24 protein-coding genes are annotated in these 23,554 nt (G+C 71.4%); 11 read left to right on the forward strand and 13 right to left on the reverse strand.

Going from position 1 to position 23,554, the window contains the following annotated elements:
• Positions 1–86 precede the first annotated feature (86 nt).
• From ACIQOU_RS35825 to ACIQOU_RS35835, 3 genes are read right to left on the reverse strand one after another with little or no spacing between them, the layout of a single operon-like run.
• The gene (locus ACIQOU_RS35825; RefSeq protein WP_401544446.1) at positions 87–1,220 is read right to left on the reverse strand and encodes an Mrp/NBP35 family ATP-binding protein; all 1,134 of its coding nucleotides are present in this window, start codon (positions 1,218–1,220) and stop codon (positions 87–89) included.
• A 43-nt stretch (positions 1,221–1,263) separates the two neighbouring features.
• Positions 1,264–1,857, reverse strand: a complete 594-nt coding sequence (locus ACIQOU_RS35830) for a DUF1003 domain-containing protein (protein WP_401544448.1) — start codon at positions 1,855–1,857, stop codon at positions 1,264–1,266.
• Positions 1,847–3,142: a magnesium transporter MgtE N-terminal domain-containing protein gene (locus tag ACIQOU_RS35835; protein WP_401544451.1), complete on the reverse strand. Its 1,296-nt coding sequence runs from the start codon at positions 3,140–3,142 to the stop codon at positions 1,847–1,849. The genes ACIQOU_RS35830 and ACIQOU_RS35835 overlap by 11 nt, the downstream gene beginning before the upstream one ends.
• A 229-nt stretch (positions 3,143–3,371) precedes the next feature.
• On the opposite strand from ACIQOU_RS35835, the gene ACIQOU_RS35840 reads away from it, so the two are divergent.
• Positions 3,372–4,118, forward strand: coding sequence for a hypothetical protein (locus ACIQOU_RS35840; protein WP_401544454.1), 747 nt, complete (start codon positions 3,372–3,374; stop codon positions 4,116–4,118).
• Positions 4,119–4,453: 335 nt separating this feature from the next.
• On the opposite strand, the gene ACIQOU_RS35845 is transcribed toward ACIQOU_RS35840, so the two are convergent.
• Together ACIQOU_RS35845 and ACIQOU_RS35850 are read right to left on the reverse strand one after the other, a co-directional pair.
• Positions 4,454–4,981: a hypothetical protein gene (locus ACIQOU_RS35845; RefSeq protein ID WP_401544456.1), complete on the reverse strand. Its 528-nt coding sequence runs from the start codon at positions 4,979–4,981 to the stop codon at positions 4,454–4,456.
• Positions 4,982–5,002: 21 nt separating this feature from the next.
• Positions 5,003–6,121, reverse strand: coding sequence for a magnesium and cobalt transport protein CorA (locus ACIQOU_RS35850; RefSeq protein WP_401544459.1), 1,119 nt, complete (start codon positions 6,119–6,121; stop codon positions 5,003–5,005).
• Between the two features lie 523 nt (positions 6,122–6,644).
• Between ACIQOU_RS35850 and ACIQOU_RS35855 the strand changes: the two genes are divergently transcribed.
• Positions 6,645–7,238 carry a suppressor of fused domain protein gene (locus ACIQOU_RS35855; RefSeq protein ID WP_401544462.1) on the forward strand — a complete coding sequence of 198 codons (594 nt, stop codon included), beginning with the start codon at positions 6,645–6,647 and terminating at the stop codon, positions 7,236–7,238.
• A 41-nt stretch (positions 7,239–7,279) separates the two neighbouring features.
• Here the strand turns inward: ACIQOU_RS35855 and ACIQOU_RS35860 are convergent, their stop codons facing one another.
• Positions 7,280–8,524, reverse strand: coding sequence for an MFS transporter (locus tag ACIQOU_RS35860; RefSeq protein ID WP_401544464.1), 1,245 nt, complete (start codon positions 8,522–8,524; stop codon positions 7,280–7,282).
• A gap of 242 nt (positions 8,525–8,766) precedes the next feature.
• Between ACIQOU_RS35860 and ACIQOU_RS35865 the strand changes: the two genes are divergently transcribed.
• From ACIQOU_RS35865 to ACIQOU_RS35880, 4 genes are all read left to right on the forward strand, one after another.
• Complete coding sequence (locus tag ACIQOU_RS35865) at positions 8,767–9,408, forward strand: DUF6758 family protein (protein ID WP_401544467.1); 642 nt, start codon at positions 8,767–8,769, stop codon at positions 9,406–9,408.
• A 267-nt stretch (positions 9,409–9,675) separates the two neighbouring features.
• Positions 9,676–10,533, forward strand: coding sequence for a PHP domain-containing protein (locus tag ACIQOU_RS35870; RefSeq protein WP_401544470.1), 858 nt, complete (start codon positions 9,676–9,678; stop codon positions 10,531–10,533).
• Between the two features lie 73 nt (positions 10,534–10,606).
• A complete protein-coding gene (locus ACIQOU_RS35875; RefSeq protein ID WP_401544473.1) occupies positions 10,607–11,212 on the forward strand; it encodes a MarC family protein in 606 nt (201 codons plus the stop codon).
• A 213-nt stretch (positions 11,213–11,425) separates the two neighbouring features.
• Positions 11,426–12,571, forward strand: coding sequence for an IS30 family transposase (locus ACIQOU_RS35880; protein ID WP_401544534.1), 1,146 nt, complete (start codon positions 11,426–11,428; stop codon positions 12,569–12,571).
• A gap of 127 nt (positions 12,572–12,698) precedes the next feature.
• Here the strand turns inward: ACIQOU_RS35880 and ACIQOU_RS35885 are convergent, their stop codons facing one another.
• Positions 12,699–12,851 carry a hypothetical protein gene (locus tag ACIQOU_RS35885; protein ID WP_401544476.1) on the reverse strand — a complete coding sequence of 51 codons (153 nt, stop codon included), beginning with the start codon at positions 12,849–12,851 and terminating at the stop codon, positions 12,699–12,701.
• Between the two features lie 171 nt (positions 12,852–13,022).
• Between ACIQOU_RS35885 and ACIQOU_RS35890 the strand changes: the two genes are divergently transcribed.
• Positions 13,023–13,922, forward strand: a complete 900-nt coding sequence (locus tag ACIQOU_RS35890; RefSeq protein WP_401544479.1) for an NYN domain-containing protein — start codon at positions 13,023–13,025, stop codon at positions 13,920–13,922.
• 19 nt (positions 13,923–13,941) lie between these two features.
• Here the strand turns inward: ACIQOU_RS35890 and ACIQOU_RS35895 are convergent, their stop codons facing one another.
• Positions 13,942–14,838 carry an alpha/beta fold hydrolase gene (locus ACIQOU_RS35895; RefSeq protein ID WP_401544482.1) on the reverse strand — a complete coding sequence of 299 codons (897 nt, stop codon included), beginning with the start codon at positions 14,836–14,838 and terminating at the stop codon, positions 13,942–13,944.
• A 108-nt stretch (positions 14,839–14,946) separates the two neighbouring features.
• Entirely contained in the window at positions 14,947–17,511 is a 2,565-nt protein-coding gene (locus tag ACIQOU_RS35900; protein WP_401544484.1) for a DEAD/DEAH box helicase, read from the reverse strand.
• Positions 17,512–18,006: 495 nt separating this feature from the next.
• Between ACIQOU_RS35900 and ACIQOU_RS35905 the strand changes: the two genes are divergently transcribed.
• On the forward strand, positions 18,007–18,753 hold the full coding sequence (locus tag ACIQOU_RS35905; RefSeq protein ID WP_401544487.1) for a ferritin-like fold-containing protein: 747 nt from the start codon (positions 18,007–18,009) through the stop codon (positions 18,751–18,753).
• Here the strand turns inward: ACIQOU_RS35905 and ACIQOU_RS35910 are convergent.
• The 4 genes from ACIQOU_RS35910 to ACIQOU_RS35925 form a co-directional block, all read right to left on the reverse strand.
• A complete protein-coding gene (locus ACIQOU_RS35910) occupies positions 18,750–19,043 on the reverse strand; it encodes a hypothetical protein (protein ID WP_401544490.1) in 294 nt (97 codons plus the stop codon). The genes ACIQOU_RS35905 and ACIQOU_RS35910 overlap by 4 nt on opposite strands.
• 217 nt (positions 19,044–19,260) lie before the next feature.
• Complete coding sequence (locus ACIQOU_RS35915) at positions 19,261–19,488, reverse strand: DUF3107 domain-containing protein (RefSeq protein WP_401544492.1); 228 nt, start codon at positions 19,486–19,488, stop codon at positions 19,261–19,263.
• 141 nt (positions 19,489–19,629) lie between these two features.
• Positions 19,630–20,274: a TetR/AcrR family transcriptional regulator gene (locus ACIQOU_RS35920; RefSeq protein ID WP_401544495.1), complete on the reverse strand. Its 645-nt coding sequence runs from the start codon at positions 20,272–20,274 to the stop codon at positions 19,630–19,632.
• 250 nt (positions 20,275–20,524) lie between these two features.
• Positions 20,525–20,749, reverse strand: a complete 225-nt coding sequence (locus tag ACIQOU_RS35925) for a hypothetical protein (RefSeq protein WP_401544498.1) — start codon at positions 20,747–20,749, stop codon at positions 20,525–20,527.
• A gap of 164 nt (positions 20,750–20,913) precedes the next feature.
• Between ACIQOU_RS35925 and ACIQOU_RS35930 the strand changes: the two genes are divergently transcribed.
• From ACIQOU_RS35930 to ACIQOU_RS35940, 3 genes are read left to right on the forward strand one after another with little or no spacing between them, the layout of a single operon-like run.
• A complete protein-coding gene (locus ACIQOU_RS35930) occupies positions 20,914–22,002 on the forward strand; it encodes an alpha/beta fold hydrolase (RefSeq protein ID WP_401544501.1) in 1,089 nt (362 codons plus the stop codon).
• 8 nt (positions 22,003–22,010) lie between these two features.
• A complete protein-coding gene (locus ACIQOU_RS35935; protein WP_401544504.1) occupies positions 22,011–23,372 on the forward strand; it encodes a DUF3152 domain-containing protein in 1,362 nt (453 codons plus the stop codon).
• A 56-nt stretch (positions 23,373–23,428) separates the two neighbouring features.
• The gene (locus ACIQOU_RS35940) at positions 23,429–23,521 is read left to right on the forward strand and encodes an Ms4533A family Cys-rich leader peptide (RefSeq protein WP_401544506.1); all 93 of its coding nucleotides are present in this window, start codon (positions 23,429–23,431) and stop codon (positions 23,519–23,521) included.
• The last annotated feature ends 33 nt before the right edge of the window (positions 23,522–23,554 follow it).

Below are 23,554 nucleotides of genomic sequence, written 5' to 3' on the forward strand. Positions count from 1 at the left end.
CGCCGTAGTTTCGGCGCCCCGCGCCCCTTAAGAGCAACGGCGTTGCCGCCAAGGTCCGTTGGGAGTGGCTCTGGTGTCGGGTCGTTCTAGAACTTGTTCCTCGGGGTGATTCCCAGGGAGAGGCCGGAGAGGCCTCGTTGGCGGCCGCCGAGTTTGCCGGCGATGGCTTTGAGGGCTGTGGCCGCGGGGGAGTCGGGGGCGGAGAGGACGACCGGGCGGCCGTCGTCGCCGCCTTCGCGCAGGCGCAGGTCGATCGGGATGGCGCCGAGCACCGGGACCGTCGTTCCCGTCGTGCGGGTCAGCCCGTCGGCGACCAGCTGGCCGCCACCCGTGCCGAAGACGTCGACCATCTCGTCGCAGTGCGGGCAGGGCAGGCCGGACATGTTCTCGACCACGCCGACGATCTTCTGGTGGGTCTGCACGGCGATCGAACCGGCCCGCTCGGCGACCTCGGCCGCCGCCTGCTGAGGCGTCGTCACGACCAGGATCTCGGCGTTCGGGACCAGCTGGGCGACCGAGATGGCGATGTCCCCGGTGCCCGGCGGCAGGTCGAGGAGGAGAACGTCCAGGTCACCCCAGTACACGTCCGCCAGGAACTGCTGGAGCGCCCGGTGCAGCATCGGCCCGCGCCAGACGACCGGGGCGTTGCCCGGCGTGAACATGCCGATCGAGATGACCTTCACGCCGTGCGCGGACGGCGGCATGATCATGTTCTCGACCTGAGTGGGGCTCCCGTCGGCGCCCAGCATGCGCGGCACGCTGTGGCCGTAGATGTCGGCGTCGACCACGCCCACCTTCAGGCCGTCGGCCGCCATCGCCGCCGCCAGGTTCACCGTCACCGACGACTTGCCGACGCCGCCCTTGCCGGAGGCGACCGCGTAGACACGGGTGAGGCTGCCCGGCTTCGCGAACGGCACCTCGCGCTCGGCGGTGCCGCCGCGCAGGGCGTTGGCCAGCTCCTTGCGCTGCTCGTCGCTCATCACGTCCAGGGTCACGTCGACGCGGGTCACGCCCTCGACCCGGGCGACCGCGTCGGTCACGCGCTGCGTGATGGTCTCCCGCATCGGACAGCCGGACACGGTCAGGTACACGGTCACCGCGACCGCCCCGTCCGCCCCGATCTCCACCGACTTGACCATGCCGAGTTCGGTGATCGGGCGGTTGATCTCGGGATCGTTCACCGTCGAGAGCGCCTCGCGCACCGCGTCTTCCGTAGCCATAAGGACGATGGTACGGCGCCCGGAGCCGCCCACGCCCAGCCCCTCAGCGGTCGTCTGTGTCACGCCCGGGTGACCGATCCGCCGGGAATACGACGGCTTCCCGGCCGCCGTCGCGCCGTTCCTCCAGCTCTCTGACCAGGTCGAGGAGTTCGGAGCGAATCCAGTCCCGGGTGGCCACCTCGCCCAGGCCGATGCGCAGGGCGGCGATCTCGCGGGTCAGGTACTCGGTGTCCGCGATCGACCGCTCGTTCTGCTTGCGGTCCTGCTCCAGGTTGACCCGGTCGCGGTCGTCCTGGCGGTTCTGCGCGAGCAGGATCAGCGGGGCCGCGTAGGACGCCTGGAGGGAGAGCATCAGGGTCAGGAAGATGAACGGGTACTCGTCGAAGCGCAGGTCGTGCGGTACGGCGACGTTCCACAGCACCCACGCGACGATGGCCACCGTCATCCAGACGAGGAACCGTCCGGTGCCCAGGAACCGCGCGATCCGCTCCGACATGCGGCCGAACGCCTCCGGGTCCCACTCGGGCAGCATCCGGCGCCGGGGCGGGCGCGGCTGATCGAGGCGGGCGCGCGTGCGGCTGGTCGCGGTGGCCCCGACCGGGACGCGCTCCCGGCCGTTCTCCCGCTCAGGCACCATCGCCCGTCACCTCCCCGTCCTCCTCGTCGAGGTGGAACTCCGTCTCCCGCCAGTCGTCGGGCAGCATGTGGTCCAGAACGTCGTCCACGGTCACCGCGCCCAGCAGTGACCCCTCCTCATCCACGACGGGCGCAGCGACCATGTCGTATGTCGCGAAGAACCCGGCGACCGCGGGCAGCGGCGCGTCCGGGGCCAGCGGCTGGAGATCCAGGTCGGCGATCGAACTGACGAGCGTGTACGGGGGGTCGCGCAGCAGCCGCTGGAAGTGCACGGTGCCCAGGTACTTGCCGGTCGGCGTCTCGTCGGGCGGGCGGCAGACGTAGACCTGGGCGGCGAGCGCGGGGGAGAGGTCGGCGTTGCGGACCCGGGCCAGAGCGTCGGCGACGGTGGCGTCCGGGCGCAGCACGATCGGCTCGGTCGTCATCAGACCGCCGGCCGTGCGCTCCTCGTACGACATCAGCCGCCGCATGTCGGCCGCGTCGGCCGGCTGCATCAGGCTCAGCAGCCGTTCCTTGTCCTCCTCGGGCAACTCGCGCAGCAGGTCGGCGGCGTCGTCCGGGTCCATGGCCTCCAGGACGTCCGCCGCGCGCTCCTCCTTGAGCTTGCCGAGCACCTCGACCTGGTCGTCCTCCGGCAGCTCCTCCAGAACGTCGGCGAGCCGGTCGTCGTCGAGGGCGGCGGCGACCTCCGCGCGGCGCTTGGGGGAGAGGTGGTGCAGCACGTTGGCGAGGTCGGCCGGGCGCAGCTTCTCGAAGGTGGCCAGGAGGCTCTCGGCGCCCTGCCCGTGCTCCTCCAGGGAGAAGCCGCTGACGCCGGACCACTCGACGGTCAGCGTCTCGCCCTTGGCCCGCCGGAAGGCGCCGCCCTTGCGGCCCTTGCGCACATAGACCCGGTCGACCTCCCAGTCCCGGCGGGCGGGCAGCTGGCGCACCGACAGGTCGAGGACGGTGACCTCCTCACCGCCGTCGGCCAGGACGACCCGCCGGTCGAGGAGTTCCCCGAAGACGAGCCGCTCGGTGGGGCGCTGCTCGAAACGGCGGACATTGAGCACGCCGGTGGAGATGACCTGGCCGGACTCGATGCCGGTGACGCGGGTCATGGGCAGGAAGATGCGGCGGCGGCTGGTCAGTTCGACGACGAGGCCGAGGACCGTCGGCGGGCGGCGGCCGACGCGCAGCACGACGACCACGTCCCGCACGCGGCCCACCTGATCGCCGTTCGGGTCGAAGACGGCGATGTCGGAGAGGTGGGAGACGAAGACCCGGGAAGGTGCGCCGGTCGGCATGTCCGCGCTCCTTGTCCGTGGTGGTGCGGTGGTGCGGCGGCGGGGTGGTGCGGTGACTCACCATGCGCCGGTTGCAGTGAATAGTCCGCTCGGATGCGCTTCAGGCTAGCCCGTCCCGTTCTGATTCGCGCAGGTGAGCGTCCGGACGGACGGGTTCCGCCGGGGGCGTGCGCCCCCGGTACGCTGCCGTACGCCGCTTGGGTCACTCGACGGAAAGGCAGCCGTACCTGTGTCTGCGATCTCCCTGGGCCGTACTCGCCGAAACGCGTTCACGGGCGCGTTGTGCGCGCTGGTGGTGGCGGGGTCGGGGCTGCTGTCGGGGTGTGCCGAGGACCCCGACGAGGGCACCAACGGCGTGGGGAAACTGCCCGCCGAGCAGATCCAGAAGAAGGCGCGGGCCGCCGCCGACGCCGCCGACACGGTCCGCCTCGCCGGGGACGTCGTCACCAACGGGCGCACCTACCGGCTCGACATGCGCCTGTCGGGCGACGGCGCGACCGGCTCGGTCACCACGAAGGGCATCGCCTTCGCCCTGCTGCGGGTCGGCGAACACCTGTACGTGAAGGCCGACGCCACCTTCTGGAGCCACGCCGCCGACGGCAGCGGCGACGCCAACGCGGCGGACAAGCTCGGCGGCAAGTACGTGAAGGTGCCGCAGGGCGACCCGGCGTACCAGAAGTTCAGCGGGTTCACCGAGAAGGACGTCCTGCTCGACGGCCTGCTCACGCTGCACGGCACGCTGGCCACCGCCGGGCACGCCGAACAGTCCGGCACCCGCACCATCCGCGTCACCGGCGGCGGGGGCTCGGGCGGCACGCTCGACGTCTCCCTGGAGGGCAAGCCGTACCCGCTGCGCCTGGAACGCGCGGGCGACGCCGGCACCCTCACCTTCACCTCCTGGGGCACACCCCTCACCCTCACCGAACCGAAGAACGGCGAAACGGTCGACTACGGCAAGCAACTGCCCACGTCGTAGCGGGGGGTGAGGGCGGGGGAGGCGGGAGTGGCGGGGGGCTGGTCAAGGTTGACTACGCGAGTGACGGAGGACTGGTCAAGCTTGACCAGCCGGGCGGGCGACGCACTGATCAAGCTTGACTACGTGGCGCCGATCCACTGGTCAAACTTGACTGCCCGGCCCGCCGCAGCCGCAGTCGCGCAACCTCGGCGGCGCAACCGCAGCCGCGCAGCCGCCGCCTCCAACCGGCGGCGTCGTAGTCGCGTTTGACTACTCACTGGTCCAGTTTGACTACGCCGGCCCCACGCCCCCGCCCCGCGCCCAGTGAAACTTGACCAGTCGCTAGTCGGGCTTGACTACTTCCCGCGGCGCTTCCGCTTCAGGAGCAGCTTCGGCAGGCTCGCCGGGATCGCTTCGCGGGTGGTCGCCGGGGACGGCAGGGGCGGTTCGGCCAGTGACGTGTCGGGCAACGGCGCCGTCACCCCCGTCGGCTCCAGGCGCAGGACCCGGCACTCGCGGGCCCAGCGGGCCGGCATGGCCTCGCCGTCAGGGGCGTTGAGGCGCTTGCCCTTCAGCTCGGCGACCGTCGTTTCCCAGGCCTCGGAGGCGGGGGCCAGCTCCAGGACCGTCGCCGACCAGGTGACGAGGCGGCCGCCCTTGTCCTTGCTGCGGACGGTGACCTCGGCCGGGCCGCCGTCGGCCAGTGAGGGCAGCGGCTGCTCGCCGGGGCCGTCGCCGACCAGGCACAGGGCGCCGTCGTGCCAGACGTGCCACAGCGCGCGGGCCGGGCTGCCGGGCCCCTGGACCCAGACCAGGCCGGACTTCTTGGTGGCCTCCTCGACCAGGGCCCGGTCCAGCAACTCACTCGGCGTCGCAGGTGTCATACGGCGCAGCCTATCGAGCCGTCACAGCCAGCCGTTGCGCTTCAGGGTGCGGTGGATGCCGACGCAGATGCACGCCGTGACGCCCATGATCGACGGGTAGCCGTAGTGCCACTCCAGCTCCGGCATGTACTTGAAGTTCATGCCGTAGACGCCGCACACCATCGTCGGGACGGCGATGATCGCGGCCCAGGACGTGATCTTGCGCATGTCCTCGTTCTGGGCGACGGACGCCTGGGCGAGGTTGGCCTGGAGGATGGAGTTGAGGAGTTCGTCGAAGCCGACGACCTGCTCCTGGACCCGGGCGAGGTGGTCGGCGACGTCCCGGAAGTACTTCTGGATCTCCGGGTCGACCAGCCGCATCGGCCGCTCGGACAGCAGCTGCATCGGGCGCAGCAGCGGCGACACCGCCCGCTTGAACTCCAGGACCTCGCGCTTGAGTTGGTAGATCCGCGCCGAGTCCACACCGCGCGAGACCCCGCCCCGGCGCCCCGGCGAGAACACCTCGGTCTCCACCTCGTCGATGTCGTCCTGGACGGCGTCGGCGACCGCGACATACCCGTCGACGACGTGGTCGGCGATGGCGTGCAGCACCGCCGAGGGGCCCTTGGCGAGCAGCTCCGGGTCGTCCTGGAGACGGTGGCGCAGGGCGCGCAGGGAGCCCTGGCCGCCGTGCCGGACGGTGATGAAGAAGTCCCGGCCGGTGAAGCACATGACCTCACCGGTCTCCACGACCTCGCTGTTGGCGGTGAGCCGGTCGTGCTCGACGTAGTGGATGGTCTTGAAGACGGTGAACAGGGAGTCGTCGTACCGCTCCAGCTTGGGCCGCTGATGGGCCTGGACGGCGTCCTCCACGGCGAGCGGGTGCAGCCCGAACTCGCCCGCGATACCGGAGAATTCGGCCTCGGTCGGCTCGTGCAGACCGATCCACACGAACCCCCCGTCGCGGCGCACCTGGCGCATCGCCTCGTGCGGGGTGAGCGGCTGCGCGGTCTGGACGCGGGAACCGTCGCGGTAGACGGCGCAGTCGACGACCGCCGACGGCGTCCCGGGGTCACGGGTGGCGTCGTAGACCGCGGCGTCCTTGCGCAGCGGGGTGCGGGAGGGGCGGACCGCGGCACGCAGGTCACGGATCATCGACATGGCGGGCTCCTTCGAGCGAGCGACAAGCGACGAACGCCGGGTACGACGGCTGGAACTGCCCGGAATGAGGACGTCCTGTGTGCGGAGGTTTGGCACGTCCACAAAGCGGGGAGCACCGCACCGTCGCGGTGGCGCGCTTCGTCACTGATACGGATCGGATGGATCAGACGGATCAGGCAAAACGAAACGAGGGGCTCTTCCGGAGAAGGACGCGAGCTTCCGAAGGAGAGATCCCGAGGGAAAAACGCGAGCATCGATCACGCGAACGCGAGAAGTTTCAGCCGACTGGAGAGCGCGGAACGCCTAGGTCAGCGGCCGGAAGAGCGGGTGGTACTGCACGGCTGACTTCGATCCATCGCAGCCCCACCTCCTCCGGTCGGTCCCCCGTGAGGGATTTCCATCGGCGTCGGGACCTGATCGCGACGCTTCTGCGTGCTGCCCCGAACCACCGGGCAAGCGTAACAGCCGCCCTGAGTGTCAAGGCGCCGCTTTACCCCGTACTGACGAGTTCTATGCTCCCCGCATGGTTGATGTTCTTCCGTCGGTCGAGGCAAGGTTGCGTTCCGCGCTGGGCGAACCGGACGCCCGTGCCGCCGTCACCTTTCTCGGCACCGACCGCGTCGAGGTGCTGCGTTTCCAGGAGGGCGATCGGGCCGGTTACGTCCGCTACGCCACCCTCGGCATGTCCGCGCACCCCATGGCCGACCCCACCGCCCTGGTCGCCGACCCGGTGGCCGGACCGCGCGCCGAGCTGATCCTCTCCGTGCGCGCCGGGATCGCCGACACCGACAAGGTGCTCCGCCCGCTCGCCGTGCTGGCCGCCTCCCCGCAGGTCGAGGGGGTGGTCGTGGCGCCGGGCGCCTCACTGGACGTCGGCGAGCCGCTGTGGCCCGGCGCCCCCTTCACCTCGGTCCTGGTGGCCGAACCCGGCGGTCTGGTCGAGAACCTGGAGCTGGGCGCGCCCCTGGACCCGGTCCACTTCCTGCCGTTGCTCCCGATGACCCCGAACGAGGCCGCCTGGAAACGCGTCCATGGCGCCGAGGCCCTCCAGGAACGCTGGCTCGCCCATGGGACGGACCTCCGGGACCCGGCCCGGACCTCCGTCCCGCTGGACTGACCCCCGCGTGAGCAAGCTCACCAACGGCGGCCTCGGCGCCGTCAGTTGGCGAAGACGGTGACGCCGTCCTCGGTGGCGTGCCGGGGCTCAAGCTCCGTTGCCTCATGGGTCAGCGACGCGCGCCGCACGACGACCACGGCGGCGCCGAGCACCGCGGTGATCGCGGCGACCACGAACGGCATGTGGATGTCGCTCCACTCCTCGATCTTCGGCGCGAAGAACGGGGCTGCTGCGGCGGCGAACCAGCGGACGAAGTTGTAGCCCGCGCTCGCCACCGGGCGGGGCGCGTCCGAGACGCCCAACGCCAGTTCCGTGTAGACGGTGTTGTTGACGCCGATGAAGGCGCCGGACAGGACCGTGCACACGATCGCCGTGGTGTGGCTGCCGTAGCCGAGCGCGAGGACGTCGGCCGCGAGCAGCACCAGCGAACCGCCGAGCACCTTCAGCGACCCGCACCGCGCCTGGAGCCGGGGCGCCACGAACACCGAGAACACGGCGAGCAGCACACCCCACGCGAAGAACACCGCCCCCGACTTGTACGGCGTCATGTCCAGCACGAACGGCGTGAAGGCCAGCACCGTGAAGAACGTGTAGTTGTAGAAGAACGACGAGGCCGCCGCCGACGCCAGCCCGCCGTGGCCGAGCGCCCTGAGCGGGTCGAGCAGTCCCGTCCTGCGCGCGGGCACCGGCTGCTCCTTGAGGAACACCGTGATGCACAGGAACCCGACGGCCATCAGGAACGCGGTCCCGAAGAACGGGTAGCGCCAACTGGCGTCCCCGAGCAGCGCGCCCAGCAGCGGCCCGCAGGCCATGCCGAGGCCGAGGGCGGACTCGTAGAGCAGGATCGCCGCCGCGCTGCCGCCCGCCGCCGCGCCGACGATCACCGCGAGGGCGGTCGACACGAACAGGGCGTTGCCCAGGCCCCAGCCCGCGCGGAAGCCGACGAGTTCGGCGACCGAGTCCGAGGTGCCGGCGAGCCCGGCGAAGACGACCACCAGGGCGAGGCCGAGCAGCAGGGTCTTGCGGCCGCCGATGCGGCTGGAGACGAACCCGGTGACCAGCATCGCGATCGCCGTGATCAGGAAGTACGAGGTGAACAGCAGGGAGACCTGGCTCGCCGTGGCGTCCAGGCCCTGGGCGATGGACGGGAGGATCGGGTCGACGAGTCCGATGCCCATGAAGGCGACGACGGACGCGCCGGCCGTCGCCCACACGGCCTTCGGCTGCCGCAGCAGGCCGCCCGCTCCCGCGTCGAAGGGGTCCGTGCTGTCTTCTCCTGTCGCCACTGCCGACTCCGATCCCGAGGTTCTCGATGGCTCCCGTGGTCCCCGTGGTCCCCGTGGATGCAGGGGTGCCTGCCGAGAGATGGTTGGTGTATACACACAGTAGGTTAGGGCGGCTAACTAATGCAAGCTACATCTAGTTTCGTGGAGGTGTGCCCGGTCACTTCCGGCCGGAAGGGGATCGCCCGGTTCCGGGCGGATGATCGTCTTGACGTGGCGGTGTGGAGCTAGGACCGTGGTGCGGTATGAGGGGCGAACCCAGTTGCCCGAAGTGTGGCGGCCGGGTCAGGGCTCCCGGACTCTTCGCCGATTCCTGGCAGTGCGATCTGCACGGGACGGTGTATCCGATCCAGCCCGTGACCCCGCCCAGCGTCGAGGCCCTCACCGTCGTGGTGGGGCGTACCCAGGTGCCTGTGTGGATGCCCTGGCCCCTGCCCGTGGGGTGGCTGTTCACGGGCGTCGCGTGCGCGGGCGACGACCGCAGCGGCGGCCGGGCAACGGCGGTGGCCTGCACGGGGCCCGCGCCGCTCGGTGGCCCCGGCGAGCTGATCCTCGTCGCCGAGGAGCTGGGGGTCGGGCTCGGGGCGCGGTACGCGGGGATCGACGCGCCTGATCCCGGGCCGTTCATGGACGTCGGCAAGCCGCCGCAGACCAAGGTGCTCGCCGCCGGGCGGCCCACCCCGTTGTGGCATGTCGCCGGGGCGCCGTCGGATCGGGCGGTGTTCGCGGGGGAGGCGTTGGGGCTGTGGGTGTGGGCGGTGGTGTGGCCCGAGCAGTCGGGGCTGCTGATGTACGACGAACTGGTGCTGACGGATCTGCGCGATGCGGGGGCGGAGGTCGATCTAGTGCCGTGCGGAGCGTTGTCGCCGCGCTTGCTCGGGCCGTGACGCGGGGGCGCCGCGCTTGCTGGGCCGTGACGCCCACTCGCCGTGGGGGGTGCGGTTTGTTCGCGGCTGCGGGCTCGTCGTGGCTGGTCGGGCCTGCGCGGCGGAGCCGCATGTTGATACAGCCCCGCGCCCCTTTTCGGCGTTGGCCTGACCGGCGTTTACAGGGGCTGTTGGTGGGGGCTGTATGTAGGGGGCAGGTAGGGGTTGTGGGGGTGACGTAGCATGGAGCGTCACTCTGTTGGTCCCCTCTGGTCGGGAGTTTGTTGCGTGCGTATTGATCTGCACACTCACTCCACCGCGTCGGACGGGACGGACTCGCCCGGTGAGCTGGTGCGGAACGCTGCCGCTGCCGGGCTGGACGTGGTGGCGTTGACCGATCACGACACCACGCGCGGGTACGCCGAGGCGCTCGCCGCGCTGCCCGAGGGGCTCACGCTGGTCACCGGTGCCGAACTGTCGTGCCGGGTCGGCGGGGTGTCGATGCACATGCTGGCCTACCTCTTCGATCCCGAGGAACCGGCGCTGCTCGCCGAGCGCGAGTTGGTGCGGGACGACCGGGTGCCGCGCGCCCAGGGCATGGTCGCCAAGCTGAACGCGCTGGGCGTGCCGGTGACCTGGGAGCAGGTGCTGCGGATCGCCGGGGACGGCTCCGTCGGGCGCCCGCACGTCGCCACCGCCCTCGTCGAACTCGGCGTCGTGCCGACCGTGAGCGACGCGTTCACCGCGGACTGGCTCGCGGACGGCGGCCGGGCGCACATGGAGAAGCACGAGACCGACCCGTTCGAGGCGATCCGGCTGGTCAAGGCCGCCGGCGGGGTCACCGTCTTCGCGCACCCGGGCGCCAGCAAGCGCGGGCGTACGGTGCCGGAGTCTGCGATCGTCGAGATGGCCGCCGCGGGCCTCGACGGCATTGAGGTCGACCACATGGACCACGAGCCGCAGACCCGCGCCCGGCTGCGCGGCCTCGCCTCGGAACTGGGGCTGCTGGCCACCGGGTCCAGCGACTACCACGGCAGCCGCAAGACCTGCGTGCTCGGCGAGAACGTCACCGACCCCGAGGTCTACGGCGAGATCACGCGCCGCGCGACCGGGGCGTTCCCGGTGCCCGGGACCGGCGGAATCTGAGGCCCGCCCGGCCCGCCCGTAACACCCTCGTCCGCCTGTAACACCCTCTCACTCTCGCAAGGCCCCCTCACCGATGTTCGACGTCGCCGTCTTCGGCTCCCTCTTCCTGACCCTCTTCGTCATCATGGACCCCCCGGGGATCACCCCGATCTTCCTCGCCCTGACCGCCGGACGCCCCGGCAAGGTGCAGAAGCGGATGGCGTTCCAGGCCGTCTGCGTGGCCGGCGGTGTCATCACCGTCTTCGGCCTCCTCGGCCACCAGATCCTGAACTACCTGCACGTCTCCGTGCCCGCCCTGATGATCGCGGGCGGCCTGCTGCTCCTGCTCATCGCCCTGGACCTGCTCACCGGCAAGACGGACGAGCCGAAGCAGACCAAGGACGTCAACGTCGCCCTCGTTCCGCTGGGCATGCCCCTGCTGGCAGGACCGGGCGCCATCGTCTCCGTCATCCTGGCCGTGCAGAAGGCGCACAGCGCGGCCACGCAGGTGTCGGTGTGGGCGGCCATCCTCGCCATCCACGTCGTGCTGTGGCTGGTGATGCGGTACTCGCTGCTGATCATCCGCGTCATCAAGGACGGCGGCGTGGTCCTGGTGACCCGGCTCGCGGGCATGATGCTCTCCGCCATCGCCGTCCAGCAGATCATCAACGGCGTCACCCAGGTGATCAAGGGCGGCTGACCCCCGCGCCGCCGCTGCCGAAGACGCCCCGCCCGCACGGAGATCCCGTACGCACAAGCCCCGTACGCACGGAGGCCCCGCGCGCTGCTTGAGTTCTAGTGGTCGTTGCAACACCCCAGCTCAAGGGGTGCGATGGACTTCGAGGTTCGCAAGGTCCGCAAGGCTCAGGGGCCCAAGAAGCTGCGCCGGGAGCGGGAGGAATACTTCCGCCTCATGCAGCTGGGGTACTCGAACAAGGAAGCCTGCCAGGCCGTCGGGATCAACCTGAGAACCGGCCGTGAATGGCGGAACGGCAGGACGAGTCCCCACCGGACCGTGGCGCCCGCGCTTGCTCCGCGGACGCCACGGTCCGCCTCGTCGCGGTACCTGCGCGAGGACGAGCGCATCCACATAGCCGACCGGCTGCGGGAGAAGGCCACCGTCCGGGCCATCGCGGCCGAGCTGGACCGGAGTCCCTCGACGGTCAGCCGGGAGATCCACCGCAACCGCACGGTCGACCCCCGTGGCCAGTGGCACTACCGGCCGTATGCGGCCCAGGCCCGCGCCGATGCCCGTCGGCCCAGGCCCAAGCCCGGGAAGATCGGCCAGAACCCCGAGCTGCGGGACTTCGTCCAGGACCGCCTGACCCGGCGGTGGAGCCCCGAGCAGATCTGCCACGCTCTGCGCGGACAGTTCCCCGACCGGCCGGAGATGCACGTGACCCACGAAACGGTCTACCAGGCGCTCTACGTCCAGGGCCGGGGCGAACTCCGCCGCGAACTGACCAAGGCCCTGCGCACCGGACGCGCTCGCCGCCGTCCTCACCGCCAGTCCAACAAGCGCCAGCCCCGCGCGGTCAAGGACATGGTGATGATCAGCGACCGTCCCGCCGAAGCCGCCGACCGGGCCGTTCCCGGCCACTGGGAAGGCGATCTGATCACAGGCAAGGACAACCGCTCGGCGATCGGCACCCTCGTCGAACGCTCCACCCGCTACGTGATGCTGGTCCACCTCCCCGTCGACCACACCGCCGCGAGCACACGGGACGCCCTGGCCGAGACCGTGAAGACACTTCCCGCCCACCTGCGACGCTCCCTGACCTGGGACCAAGGCAGCGAGATGGCCAGCCACCACGCGTTCACCCTGGCCACGAACATCCCGGTCTACTTCTGCGACCCGGCCAGCCCCTGGCAGCGCGGCTCGAACGAGAACACGAACGGCCTGCTACGGCAGTACTTCCCGAAAGGCACCGACCTGTCCGTCCACAGCCGCGAACACCTGGACGCCGTCGCTGCCGAACTCAACGGCCGCCCACGCAAAACGCTCGGCTGGGAAACCCCAGCCGAGCGCTTGGCTAAGCTCCTGGCGACAGCCAGTTGATCAACTGTGTTGCAACGACCCCTCGAATTCGCCACTGTGCCGGGCGGGGCCTCCGAAGCTCTGGTCTTCGTCAGTTCGTACGTCGTCGAATCGGTACTGCGTCAGGTCTGTCTGCTCGTCGTCTGTATTACGCGGCCGGGGTCTGAGCCGGTCGAATCCACAGGCGCTGCCCCACGGCGGCGGCCTGCTGCACGATCCGGTTGACGGAGGCGGCGTCCACGACGGTGCTGTCCACGGTCGTGCCGTCGACCTCGTCGAGTCGCATGATCTCGAAGCGCATGGCTTCTCCCTTCGTCTCGGTGTTATGCCTTAGTCAACGACTTGCGTGTTACAAACATTCCCTACGCTAAAGAAATTTTTCGAACGACTAATTACTGACCGGTAAGACACTCGCGTGAGACTGACCGGGACCGGTTGTGTTCGCAGCGTGACCGCCGGGACAATGAGGGCGATGAACGACGACGAACTCGCGGCGCTGCACACCCGCATCGACCGCACCAACGAGCTGCTCCAGCGCATGCTGGCCGAGGTGGCGAAGACGCCCTCGACCCACGCGATCTTCGTCGACGCGGGCTACCTGTACGCCGCCGCGGGCCGTCTCGTCGCCGGTACCGAGGACCGCCGCGCCTTCGACCTGGACGCCGAGGGCCTGATCGAGGCGCTGATCGACAAGGCCCGCACGATCTTCGCGGACAGCAGGCTGCTGCGGGTCTACTGGTACGACGGCGCCCGGCGCCGCATCCACACCGCTGAGCAGCAGTCGATCGCCGAACTCCCGGACGTCAAGGTCAGGTTGGGCAACCTCAACGCCAACAACCAGCAGAAGGGCGTCGATTCACTGATCCGCAGCGACCTGGAGTCACTGGCCCGGCACCGCGCCATCAGCGACGCGACCCTGCTCGGCGGCGACGAGGACCTGGTGTCGGCGGTCGAGGCGGCCCAGGGCTACGGCGCCCGCGTCCACCTCTGGGGCATCGAGGCGCCCGAGGGCCGCAACCAGGCGGAGCCGCTGCTCTGGGAGGTCGACAGCCAACGCACCCTGGATCTCGACTTCTTCAAGCCGTACGTCGCCCGCCGCGTCGCCACCCCGGCCTACGAGCCGACGGCGGCCCGCCCCACCCGCGAGGACGTGCGCTTCGTCGGCGCCCAGATCGCGGCGAAGTGGTTCGCCTCCCGGGGCCGCGCCGCCCTCGTCGAACTCCTGCCCGGGCACCCGTACTTGCCCGGTTCCGTCGATCAGGATCTGCTGGTCGAGGCGGAGAACCTCCTCCAGCACTCCCTGCGCGGCCACGCCGACCTCAGACGGGCGCTGCGGGACGGTTTCTGGGAACAGCTGCGCACGCAGTACTAGAACGCCGCCAGGGCCCCTGCTAGGACGCCGTGCCGGGCACCCGGTCCCAGAAGTCGGCTATCGCCAGGGCCGTTTGGGCGGGGCGGTCGGTGTTGGGGGAGTGCTCCGCGTCCGCGATCACCGTCCGGTGCGCACCCAGCCGCACCGCCATGTCGTCGAGCAGCGGCACCGGCCAGGTGTCGTCCCGCACACCCGACAGCACGTGGAACGGCAGTGCGGCCAGGGCGAGTTCAGCGACCCGGTCCGGCTCGGCGCACAACTGGCGTCCAGCGGCGAGGAGTTGGGCGGGCCGGGTGCCGAGCCAGCGGCGGCGCAGGTCGGCCCGGTCGTCGAGGCCGGCGTCCAGGGCCGCGTCCTCGCCGGTCTCGGTCTCCTCGGGCGCCTCCATGCTCTGGATCGCCTCCCACACCTCGCTCATCGTCATCACGGCGAGCGCGTCCCGCAGCAGTTTCACGCGCTGCTGCTGGGAGGCCGAGATCTCCGCGGGCCCCGACGACATCAACGTCAGCGAACGGAACGGGGCCGAGTCGAGCAGCACGGCCGCCCGCGCGACCTGACCGCCGAACGAATGCCCGAGGAGATGCACGGGACCCGCGTCGAGCGCGGCGGCCTGCGCGAGCACATCCCGCGCCAACTCGCCCTGCGCGTAAGCCGATTCGTCGCTCTCGGGGCCGTCGGACTCGAACTGTCCGCGCCCGTCCACGGCCACCGTCCGGTACCCGCGCGCCGCGAGCGGCACATGCAACGGGTTGAAGTCCTCCTTGCTGCCGGTGAACCCGGGCAGCAGCAGCGCCACACCCCTCGGCTCCACACCGGCGGCCACGGGCGCGTCGACGACGGCGAACTCCCCACGCGCGGTCCGCACCGCGTAGGCACGGGCACCGGGGGGCGGGGTGAAAGTGGGGGGCCTACTCATGAGGCGAGGCTATCCGGCGGCCCCGAGCGGCGCCCGAGGAGGGGGCAGGAGAAGCCGAAGGCCCGCTCCACACGGGGTGGAACGGGCCCTCGGCGGGACGACCTGCGATCAGCTCGTCGTGGTCTCCGCGGTCGCGGCGGTCTTCCGCGGGCGGCGCACCTTCGGCTTCTCCTCGGCGCCGGGCTCCGCGACGGCGGCCTTGCGGGTCCGGCGCGGCTTGGCCTCCGTCGGCTCCTCGGCGGCCTGCGCCGGGATCTCGGCCGTCGCCGCGGTCTTCCGCGTCCGCCGCACCTTCGGCTTGGCCTCCTCAGCACCCTCCACCGTCTCGACGACGGCAGCGGCGGCCTTGCGCGTGCGGCGCGCCTTGGCCTCGGCGGCGACCTCGGCGGTCTCCGGGGCGGCGGCCGCGACCTTGCGGGTGCGCTTGGGCTTGGCCTCGACCGCTTCCGCCGTATCGACGACAGCCTCGGCGGCCTTCCGCGTCCGGCGCGGCTTGGCCTCGGCGGCGACCTCGGTCGTTTCCGGGGCGGTCGCCGCAGCCTTACGGGTGCGCTTCGGCTTGGCCTCGACCGCTTCCGCCGTCTCAACGACGGCAGCGGCGGCCTTCCGCGTCCGGCGCGGCTTGGCTTCGGTGACGACCTCGGTGGTCTCCGGGGCGGTCGCCGCGACCTTGCGGGTGCGCTTCGGCTTGGCCTCGACCGCTTCCACCGTCTCGACGACGGTTTCGGCGGCGGACGCCGTCTTACGGGTGCGGCGAGCCTTCGGCTTGGCCTCCTCGACGGCCTCCGGCGCCTCGACCGGCGTGACGGGAGCCGCCACGGCAGCCGCGGCCGCCTTGCGCGTCCGGCGCGGCTTCGGCTCGGGCGCCGTCTCGACGGTCACCTCGGACGGCTCGGCCGCCTTGCGGGTCCGGCGACGGGGCGTGGCCTCGACGGCCTCGGCGGCGTCAACAGCCGTCTCCGCAACGGCCGTTGCCTTCCGGGTCCGACGGCGCGGCGCGGGCGCGACCTCGGGCTCCGGCGCCTCGACGACGACCGGCGCTTCGACGACGACCGGTGTCTCGACGACCGCCGGGGCCGGCGCGACGACCGGTGCCTCGACGGCGACCGGCGCCTCGACCACCGTTGCGACGGCGGTGTCGGCGGACGGCCTGCGGTTGCGGCGACGGCGTGACCTGGACGGGGCCTCGGCGGCCTCCGGGGCGGCGACGGGGCTCTCGGGCGCCTGCGACGTCACCGGCGTGGCCGCCGGCGCCTCCGCGCCACCGGAGCGGGTACGGCGACGGCGGCGCGGCGTGCGGGTGCCCGTCGACTCCTCGGCCACCGGCGCCGTTGCCTCGACGACGGGGGTGCCGTCCGCCTCGGCTCCGCCACGCGTGCGACGACGACGGCGCGGGGTACGGGCCGGACGCTCGCGCTCCTCGGCGCGGGGCTCGGGAGCCCGCCCGCCACGGCCGCGCGGACCGCCGCCACCACGGCCGCCGGTCTCGCCCAGATCCTCAAGCTCCTCCGCGCCGAGCCCCGCGCGCGTGCGGTCGGCACGCGGCAGGACACCCTTGGTGCCGGCCGGGATGCGCAGCTCCTCGAAGAGGTGCGGGGACGTGGAGTACGTCTCCGGCGGGTCGTTGAAGTTCAGCTCCAACGCCTTGTTGATGAGCTGCCAACGGGGGATGTCGTCCCAGTCGACGAGGGTGATCGCCGTACCCGAGGCGCCCGCGCGGCCGGTGCGGCCGATGCGGTGCAGGTACGTCTTCTCCTCCTCGGGGGACTGGTAGTTGATGACATGGGTGACGCCCTCGACGTCGATACCGCGCGCGGCGACGTCGGTGCAGACGAGGACGTCCACCTTGCCGTTGCGGAACGCGCGCAGCGCCTGCTCGCGGGCGCCCTGGCCGAGGTCGCCGTGGACCGCGCCGGACGCGAAACCGCGCTTCTGGAGCTGCTCGGCGATGTCGGCGGCCGTCCGCTTGGTACGGCAGAAGATCATCGCGAGACCGCGGCCCTCCGCCTGGAGGATGCGGGCGACCATCTCCGGCTTGTCCATCGAGTGCGCGCGGTAGATGTGCTGCGCGATGTTCTTGACGGTGCGGCCGTGGTCGTCGGGCGAGGTGGCGCTGATGTGCGTGGGCTGCGACATGTAGCGGCGGGCGAGACCGATGACCGCGCCCGGCATGGTCGCCGAGAACAGCATGGTCTGCCGCTTCACCGGCAGCATGTTGATGATCTTCTCGACGTCGGGCAGGAAGCCCAGGTCGAGCATCTCGTCGGCCTCGTCCAGGACGAGCGACTTGATGTGCCCGAGGTTCAGCTTCTTCTGGCCCGCGAGGTCGAGCAGCCGGCCCGGGGTGCCAACGACGACGTCGACGCCCTTGCGGAGGGTCTCGACCTGCGGCTCGTAGGCGCGGCCGCCGTAGATCGCCGTCACGCGGACGTTACGGACCTTGCCGGCGGTCTGGAGGTCGTTGGTGACCTGCTGGCACAGCTCGCGCGTGGGGACGACGACGAGGGCCTGCGGGGCGTCGGTGAGCGCCTCGGGACGGGCGCGACCGGCCTCCACGTCGGCGGGGACGGTCACGCGCTCCAGGAGCGGCAGGCCGAAGCCCAGCGTCTTGCCGGTGCCGGTCTTGGCCTGGCCGATGACATCGCTGCCCGAGAGGGCGACGGGGAGGGTCATCTCCTGGATGGGGAAGGGGGTGATGATGCCGACGGCTTCCAGCGCCTCGGCGGTCTCGGGAAGGATTCCGAGATCTCTGAACGTCGTAGTCAGGGTTTTGCCTCTTCTGTGTGCGCGGCGCGAGGCGAGCGCGGGGGTCGTCTACGACCGTGCTGGGGACGTCGGCTGCCTATGGGCGTGCCGTATGGCACGGGACCACTGCCAACGCTCTAGCGCTCGTACCGCTGAGGGATGTCCCCCCGGTCGTCGTACGCGATGTGCCGTACGGCCACGGAGGGCGGTCGGGGTCGGAGCCGATCGGGCCACCGACCGGGCATCCTCAAACGTGCGGCCCGTCGAGACGCTTCGTCTTCGCGAGGCGGAGGTACTCAGCAGGCGCATTACCACCATACCCCGGATTCCCGCACATGCGATGGCCGATTCCCTCACGTCATCGCCGTCACAGTGATTGACCAGGGCCTTCCCCCGCCGGGCGAGCGGGCTATTGTGCGCTGCATGACCACCTCTGACAAGCCCGAGAACGCCCCCGACGAAGCCGCGGCCCACACCGGGGTCGCCGCCCAGGACTGGGCGACCGCCGCCGCCGACCCGCAGTACCGGGCCGCGATCGTCGACCTGCTCGGCGCGCTCGCCTACGGGGAGCTGGCGGCGTTCGAGCGGCTCGCGGAGGACGCCAAGCTGGCGCCGACGCTGGCGGACAAGGCGGAGCTGGCGAAGATGGCGTCGGCGGAGTTCCACCACTTCGAGAGGTTGCGCGACCGGCTCACGGAGATCGGCGAGGAGCCGACCGGCGCGATGCAGCCGTTCGTCGCCGCCCTCGACGGCTTCCACCGCCAGACCGCGCCGTCGGACTGGCTGGAGGGCCTGGTCAAGGCGTACGTGGGCGACTCGATCGCCAGCGACTTCTACCGTGAGGTCGCCGCCCGCCTCGACGCCGACTCCCGCGAACTGGTGCTCGCCGTCCTGGACGACACCGGGCACGCGGAGTTCGCCGTCGAGAAGGTGCGCGCGGCGATCGACGCGGAGCCGCGGGTGGGCGGCCGGCTCGCGCTGTGGGCCCGGCGGCTGATGGGCGAGGCCCTGTCGCAGTCCCAGCGCGTGGTCGCCGACCGGGACGCCCTGTCGACGATGCTGGTCGGCGGTGTCGCGGACGGCTTCGACCTGGCCGAGGTCGGCCGGATGTTCTCCCGCATCACCGAGGCGCACACCAAGCGGATGGCGGCCCTGGGCCTCGCTGCCTAGCTCGGGCTCGGGCCCTGGGCGGGCGCCGACCAACGGCCCAACTGGCCGCCGGACGGGCGCAGCAGCAGCGACAGGGAGGCCGCGGAGACGACGGCCGCGCCGATCAGACTGAGCAGGAAACTGCCGGGGTCCAGGGCGCTGCGGGCGATGAAGGAACCGAACAGGGCCCCGGCGACGCCGGTGGCGAACACCAGGGATCGGGCGGGCAGTCGGTGCGCGAGACGGTGGACCGCCGCGCCCGCCAGCACCAGGCCGAGCACAGCGGAGCCGAGTGCTTCCAACAACAACATGGGGTCCCTCCCACACGGCCACAGTTCGAGTCACGGTCGTAGCCCGTCATACCCGTGACCTGCGAAATGCAATCCTCCTCCGGGCGCGGGTCGTGGACCAGACGAGAAGGGCCGAACGGAGGACGACCCCGCACCGGGACGCGCAACCAGGATGCGACACCGGGACGCGAAAGGGCCCGGCGACGCGTGGTCGCCGGGCCCTTGTCGTCGCGTGTGACTACAGCGCGCCGAAGCCCACCTTGCGCGGGGCGGCCTCGCCCAGCTCGACATAGGCGAGCCGCTCGGCCGGGACGAGGACCTTGCGGCCGTGCTCGTCCACGAGGGTCAGCAGCTGCGACTTCCCGGCGAGTGCCTCGGCCACGATCCGCTCGACCTCCTCGGGGCTCTGACCGCTCTCCAGAACGATCTCGCGGGGCGCGTGCTGCACGCCGATCTTGACCTCCACGGCTATGTCCCTCCGACGGTCATGAAGTGCGCGACCTGGCGCGCCGTACCCGCACACATTAGCCCGGTGAGGGGACGTACACGGCGTCGCGCGGGAACGCCAGGAGCGAACACCGCGCGAACCGCCGTTCCCGCGTACCGCTCAGTGCTGCTGGTCCGTGCCGTGCAGCGGGAAGCCCGCGATGCCGCGCCAGGCCAGCGAGGCGAGCAGCCGCACCGCCTGGTCGCGCGGGACGCTGCGGTCGCTGTGCAGCCAGGAACGGGCGACCACTTGGGCGAGGCCGCCGAGCCCCGAGGCCAGCAGCATCGATTCGGCGCGCGAGAGGCCGGTGTCCTCGGCGATGACCTCGCAGATCGCCTCCGCGCACTCCAGCGTGACCTTGTCGACGCGCTCGCGTACGGCGGGTTCGTTCGTCAGGTCCGACTCAAACACCAGACGGAAGGCGCCGCCGTCGTCCTCGACGTACGCGAAGTAGGCGTCCATCGTGGCCCGCACGCGCTGCTTGTTGTCGGTCGTCGACGCGAGGGCCGCGCGCACCGACTGGATCAGCGACTCGCAGTGCTGGTCGAGCAGCGCGAGATACAGGTCGAGCTTGCCCGGGAAGTGCTGGTAGAGCACCGGCTTGCTGACGCCGGCCCGCTCGGCGATGTCGTCCATCGCGGCCGAGTGGTAGCCCTGGGCCACGAAGACTTCCTGGGCGGCGCCCAGCAGCTGGTTGCGCCGGGCACGGCGCGGCAGGCGCGTGCCGCGCGGGCGTGCCGCCTCTGTCTGCTCGATGGCTGTCACGCCGCCTCCCAATGTCGTCCACATGCGGTGTGCGCCGCCGGGCCATCGTACTTTTCGGTAACCCTGTCGCGCGCGGTGCGAGCGCAGAATTTCACGGACCGGACGGCTGCGAAAGCGGCGGAGAACGTTTTGAACCGGGGCGGAGCGGGAAGCCTCGGGGCTTTTCGTGCCCCTCCCATGCCTCGTTCAGCACTCCATAATGCGTCGTCCCAGGTCAGCGGTGCCTCCAAGGGTGTGCCCCGGGTCCTGGTCAGCGGTAGTCGTCCTCGTCGAGGGCGACGACCCGGGACTGTTCGACGACGTCGGCTTCGTTCGCGGTGTCCTGATCGGCGCCCGCCACCGGGTCGTCGTGCTCCTGGGTGACGTCCGTGCGCTGCTCCGCGGTGTCGTCCGCGGGCGCCTCGACGTCGATCTCGGGCACGCGCGGGGCGTCGTCCTCCTCGAACGTGGCAGGGTCGCTGGGGTCGACGGCCATGATGGGCTCCCTTCCTCGGAACGTCCCCCGGGGCGACGGGGGCCACCAGCGGGTGCCCTCTTTCCGAGCCTAGAAGACACGCGTTCCGGACGCTATGCGATGAGCACGGGACTTGTGACGGCGAACACATGAGGCGTCGCGTGATCGTCTCGTAACATTGCCGCATGTCTTCGACCGAGCTGCCGGCGGTGTCGGCGTCCGCGCCCCACGCACTCCCGAAGGTGACGCCCGTCCGGGTCGCCGAGGGGGAGCGGCTCCGGTCGGTCGGGCTGCCGGGATGCACGGTGACGGTCCGCTCCCGCCCGCCCGCGCGCGCGGGACTGCCGCCCGCCCTGTATGTGCACGGTCTGGGCGGCTGCTCGCAGAACTGGTCGGCGCTGATGCGCGAGCTGGACGACGTCGTCGACGGCGAGGCCCTCGACCTGCCGGGCTTCGGCGACTCCCCGCCACCGGACGACGGCGACTACTCGGTCGGCGGGCACGCGCGCGCGGTGATCCGTCACCTCGACGCCGCCGGACGGAGCCCCGTCCACCTCCTCGGCAACTCGCTCGGCGGTACCGTCGCCACCCGGGTCGCGGCCCTGCGCCCCGACCTCGTCCGCACCCTCACCCTCGTCTCCCCGGCCCTGCCCGAACTGCGCGTCCAGCGGTCCGCCGTGCCGACGGCACTGATGGCGCTGCCGGGGGTGTCCGGATTCTTCGCCCGGCTCACCAGAGGATGGTCGGCCGAGGAGCGGGTCCGCGGGGTGACCGCCCTCTGTTACGGCGACCCCGCGCGGGTGACGCCGGAGGGCTTCCGCGACGCCGTCGACGAGATGGAGCGACGGCTCCAATTGCCGTATTTCTGGGACGCCGTGACGCGTTCCACACGCGGGATCGTCGACGCGTACACCGTGGGCGGCCAGCAGGGGCTGTGGCGGCAGGCCGAACGGGTCCTCGCGCCGACCCTGCTGGTCTACGGCGGCCGGGACCAACTCGTCGGATTCCGCATGGCAGGCAAGGCTTCGAAGGCCTTCCGGGACTCCCGGCTGCTCACCCTGCCCGAGGCGGGACACGTGGCGATGATGGAGTACCCGCAGGAGGTCGCGCGGGCGTTCCGGGCCCTGCTCGCCGACACCGCCGACACGACGGACACCGCGCGCATGGCGGACACGACGGACGCCGATGAGGAGGACGCCGATTCGCGCGGTGAGGGTTTCGTGTCCGAGACTGACGCCGGTGACGGGAACGCCGTCGAGAGCGCAGGGAGCTGAGGGGCCACGTGGGACGCCACAGCCGGCGCGGTACCGAGAAGGACACCGCCCAGGGCGAGGCCGCGCACAACACCGAGGGCCGCGAGGCCGCGCCGGGCGGTGCGCGCCGGGACCGTGCCGAGGGTGCGTCACCTCACCCCGGCGCCAGGGTTCCTGACGGTGCGTCGCGCGGCGCCCGGCTCCCCGAGGGCGCCGCGGCCACCGCCGTTCCGAGACCGCCCGACGGCAGCCCCGCGCGCGTGGCGGCGCATCTCCCGGACGGCACGGCCGTGCACGGCGCCCCCCGCCTTCCCGGCGGTGCGCCCGGCGTCCGCGGCGGCCACCCCGAGCAGCGCGAACCCGGCGGCGGCTGGGGCGAGCCCCCGGCCCGGGGCGGCGCGGCGGGGCCGGCCATACCGGGACAGCGGCCCGCGTCCGCGCGCGAGCCGCGCCAGGACTACGTCGAGGCCTTCGACGGGGACGACGACGATGTCTTCGCGCCCCGCGTCCGCACCACCGTCACGCGCAGCCCGGAACCCGGCCTCGGCGACGACGAGCCGCCGACCGGCGTGCCCGCGCAGGGGGCGGGCGGCAAGGGGCGCGCCTTCGCCGGTGTCGCCGCCGCCGCTGTCACCACCGTGCTCGCCGTCGTCGTCGCCGGACAGGCCGCGGACCGCGAGGAGGGCGGCGGTGCGGGGTCGCGCTCGGTGGCCGGGACGCAGGACGGGCGGGACTCCGCCTCGCGCGGGGACGGGCGGCCGACGCCGTCGACGTCGCCGAGCGTGGTGGCGCTGACGTACGCGCAGAAGATGAGCATGAAGTACCCGCTCAGCGCCACGCTCGACGCCACCGGGAAGTTCGACGCGATCCCGGGGACCGTCGAGGCGCCCGGCAAGGGGGAGAAGTTCACGTACCGGGTGGACGTCGAGAAGGGGCTCGGGCTCGACGGCGAACTGTTCGCCGAGGCCGTGCAGAAGACCCTCAACGACGACCGCAGCTGGGCCCACGACGACGCCCGCACCTTCGAGCGCGTCTCCTCCGGCGACCCGGACTTCGTGGTCACCCTGGCCAGCCCCGGCACCACCGCCTACTGGTGCGAGAAGTCCGGCCTGGACACCACCGTGGACAACGTGTCCTGCGACTCGGTCTTCACGGACCGCGTGATGATCAACGCCTATAGGTGGGCACAGGGCGCCGAAACCTACGGTGACGCGATTCACTCCTACCGGCAGATGCTGATCAACCACGAGGTCGGTCACCGGCTCGGCTACTCCCATGTGACCTGCGACAAGGACGGCGATCTCGCGCCGGTCATGCAGCAGCAGACCAAGTTCCTCGACCACGACGGCATCCACTGCCGGCCCAATGCGTGGGCCTATCCCGGGAGTTGACAGGGGCCATCGGAGTCACATTGACAGGGGCAGAAAGTTCATACATATTTCTGGGCATGTCGCCCCGCCCCGCCTCCGCACGAGCAGCCATAGAGCTGGCGCTCATCGGCGTGACCGCGCTCTGCGTGGCCGACATCCACTGTCGCTGACGAACGCCCCGGCGTCCGCGTCGCGATCTTCTT

This window comes from Streptomyces sp. NPDC091279, assembly GCF_044757465.1.
GTDB lineage: Bacteria > Actinomycetota > Actinomycetes > Streptomycetales > Streptomycetaceae > Streptomyces.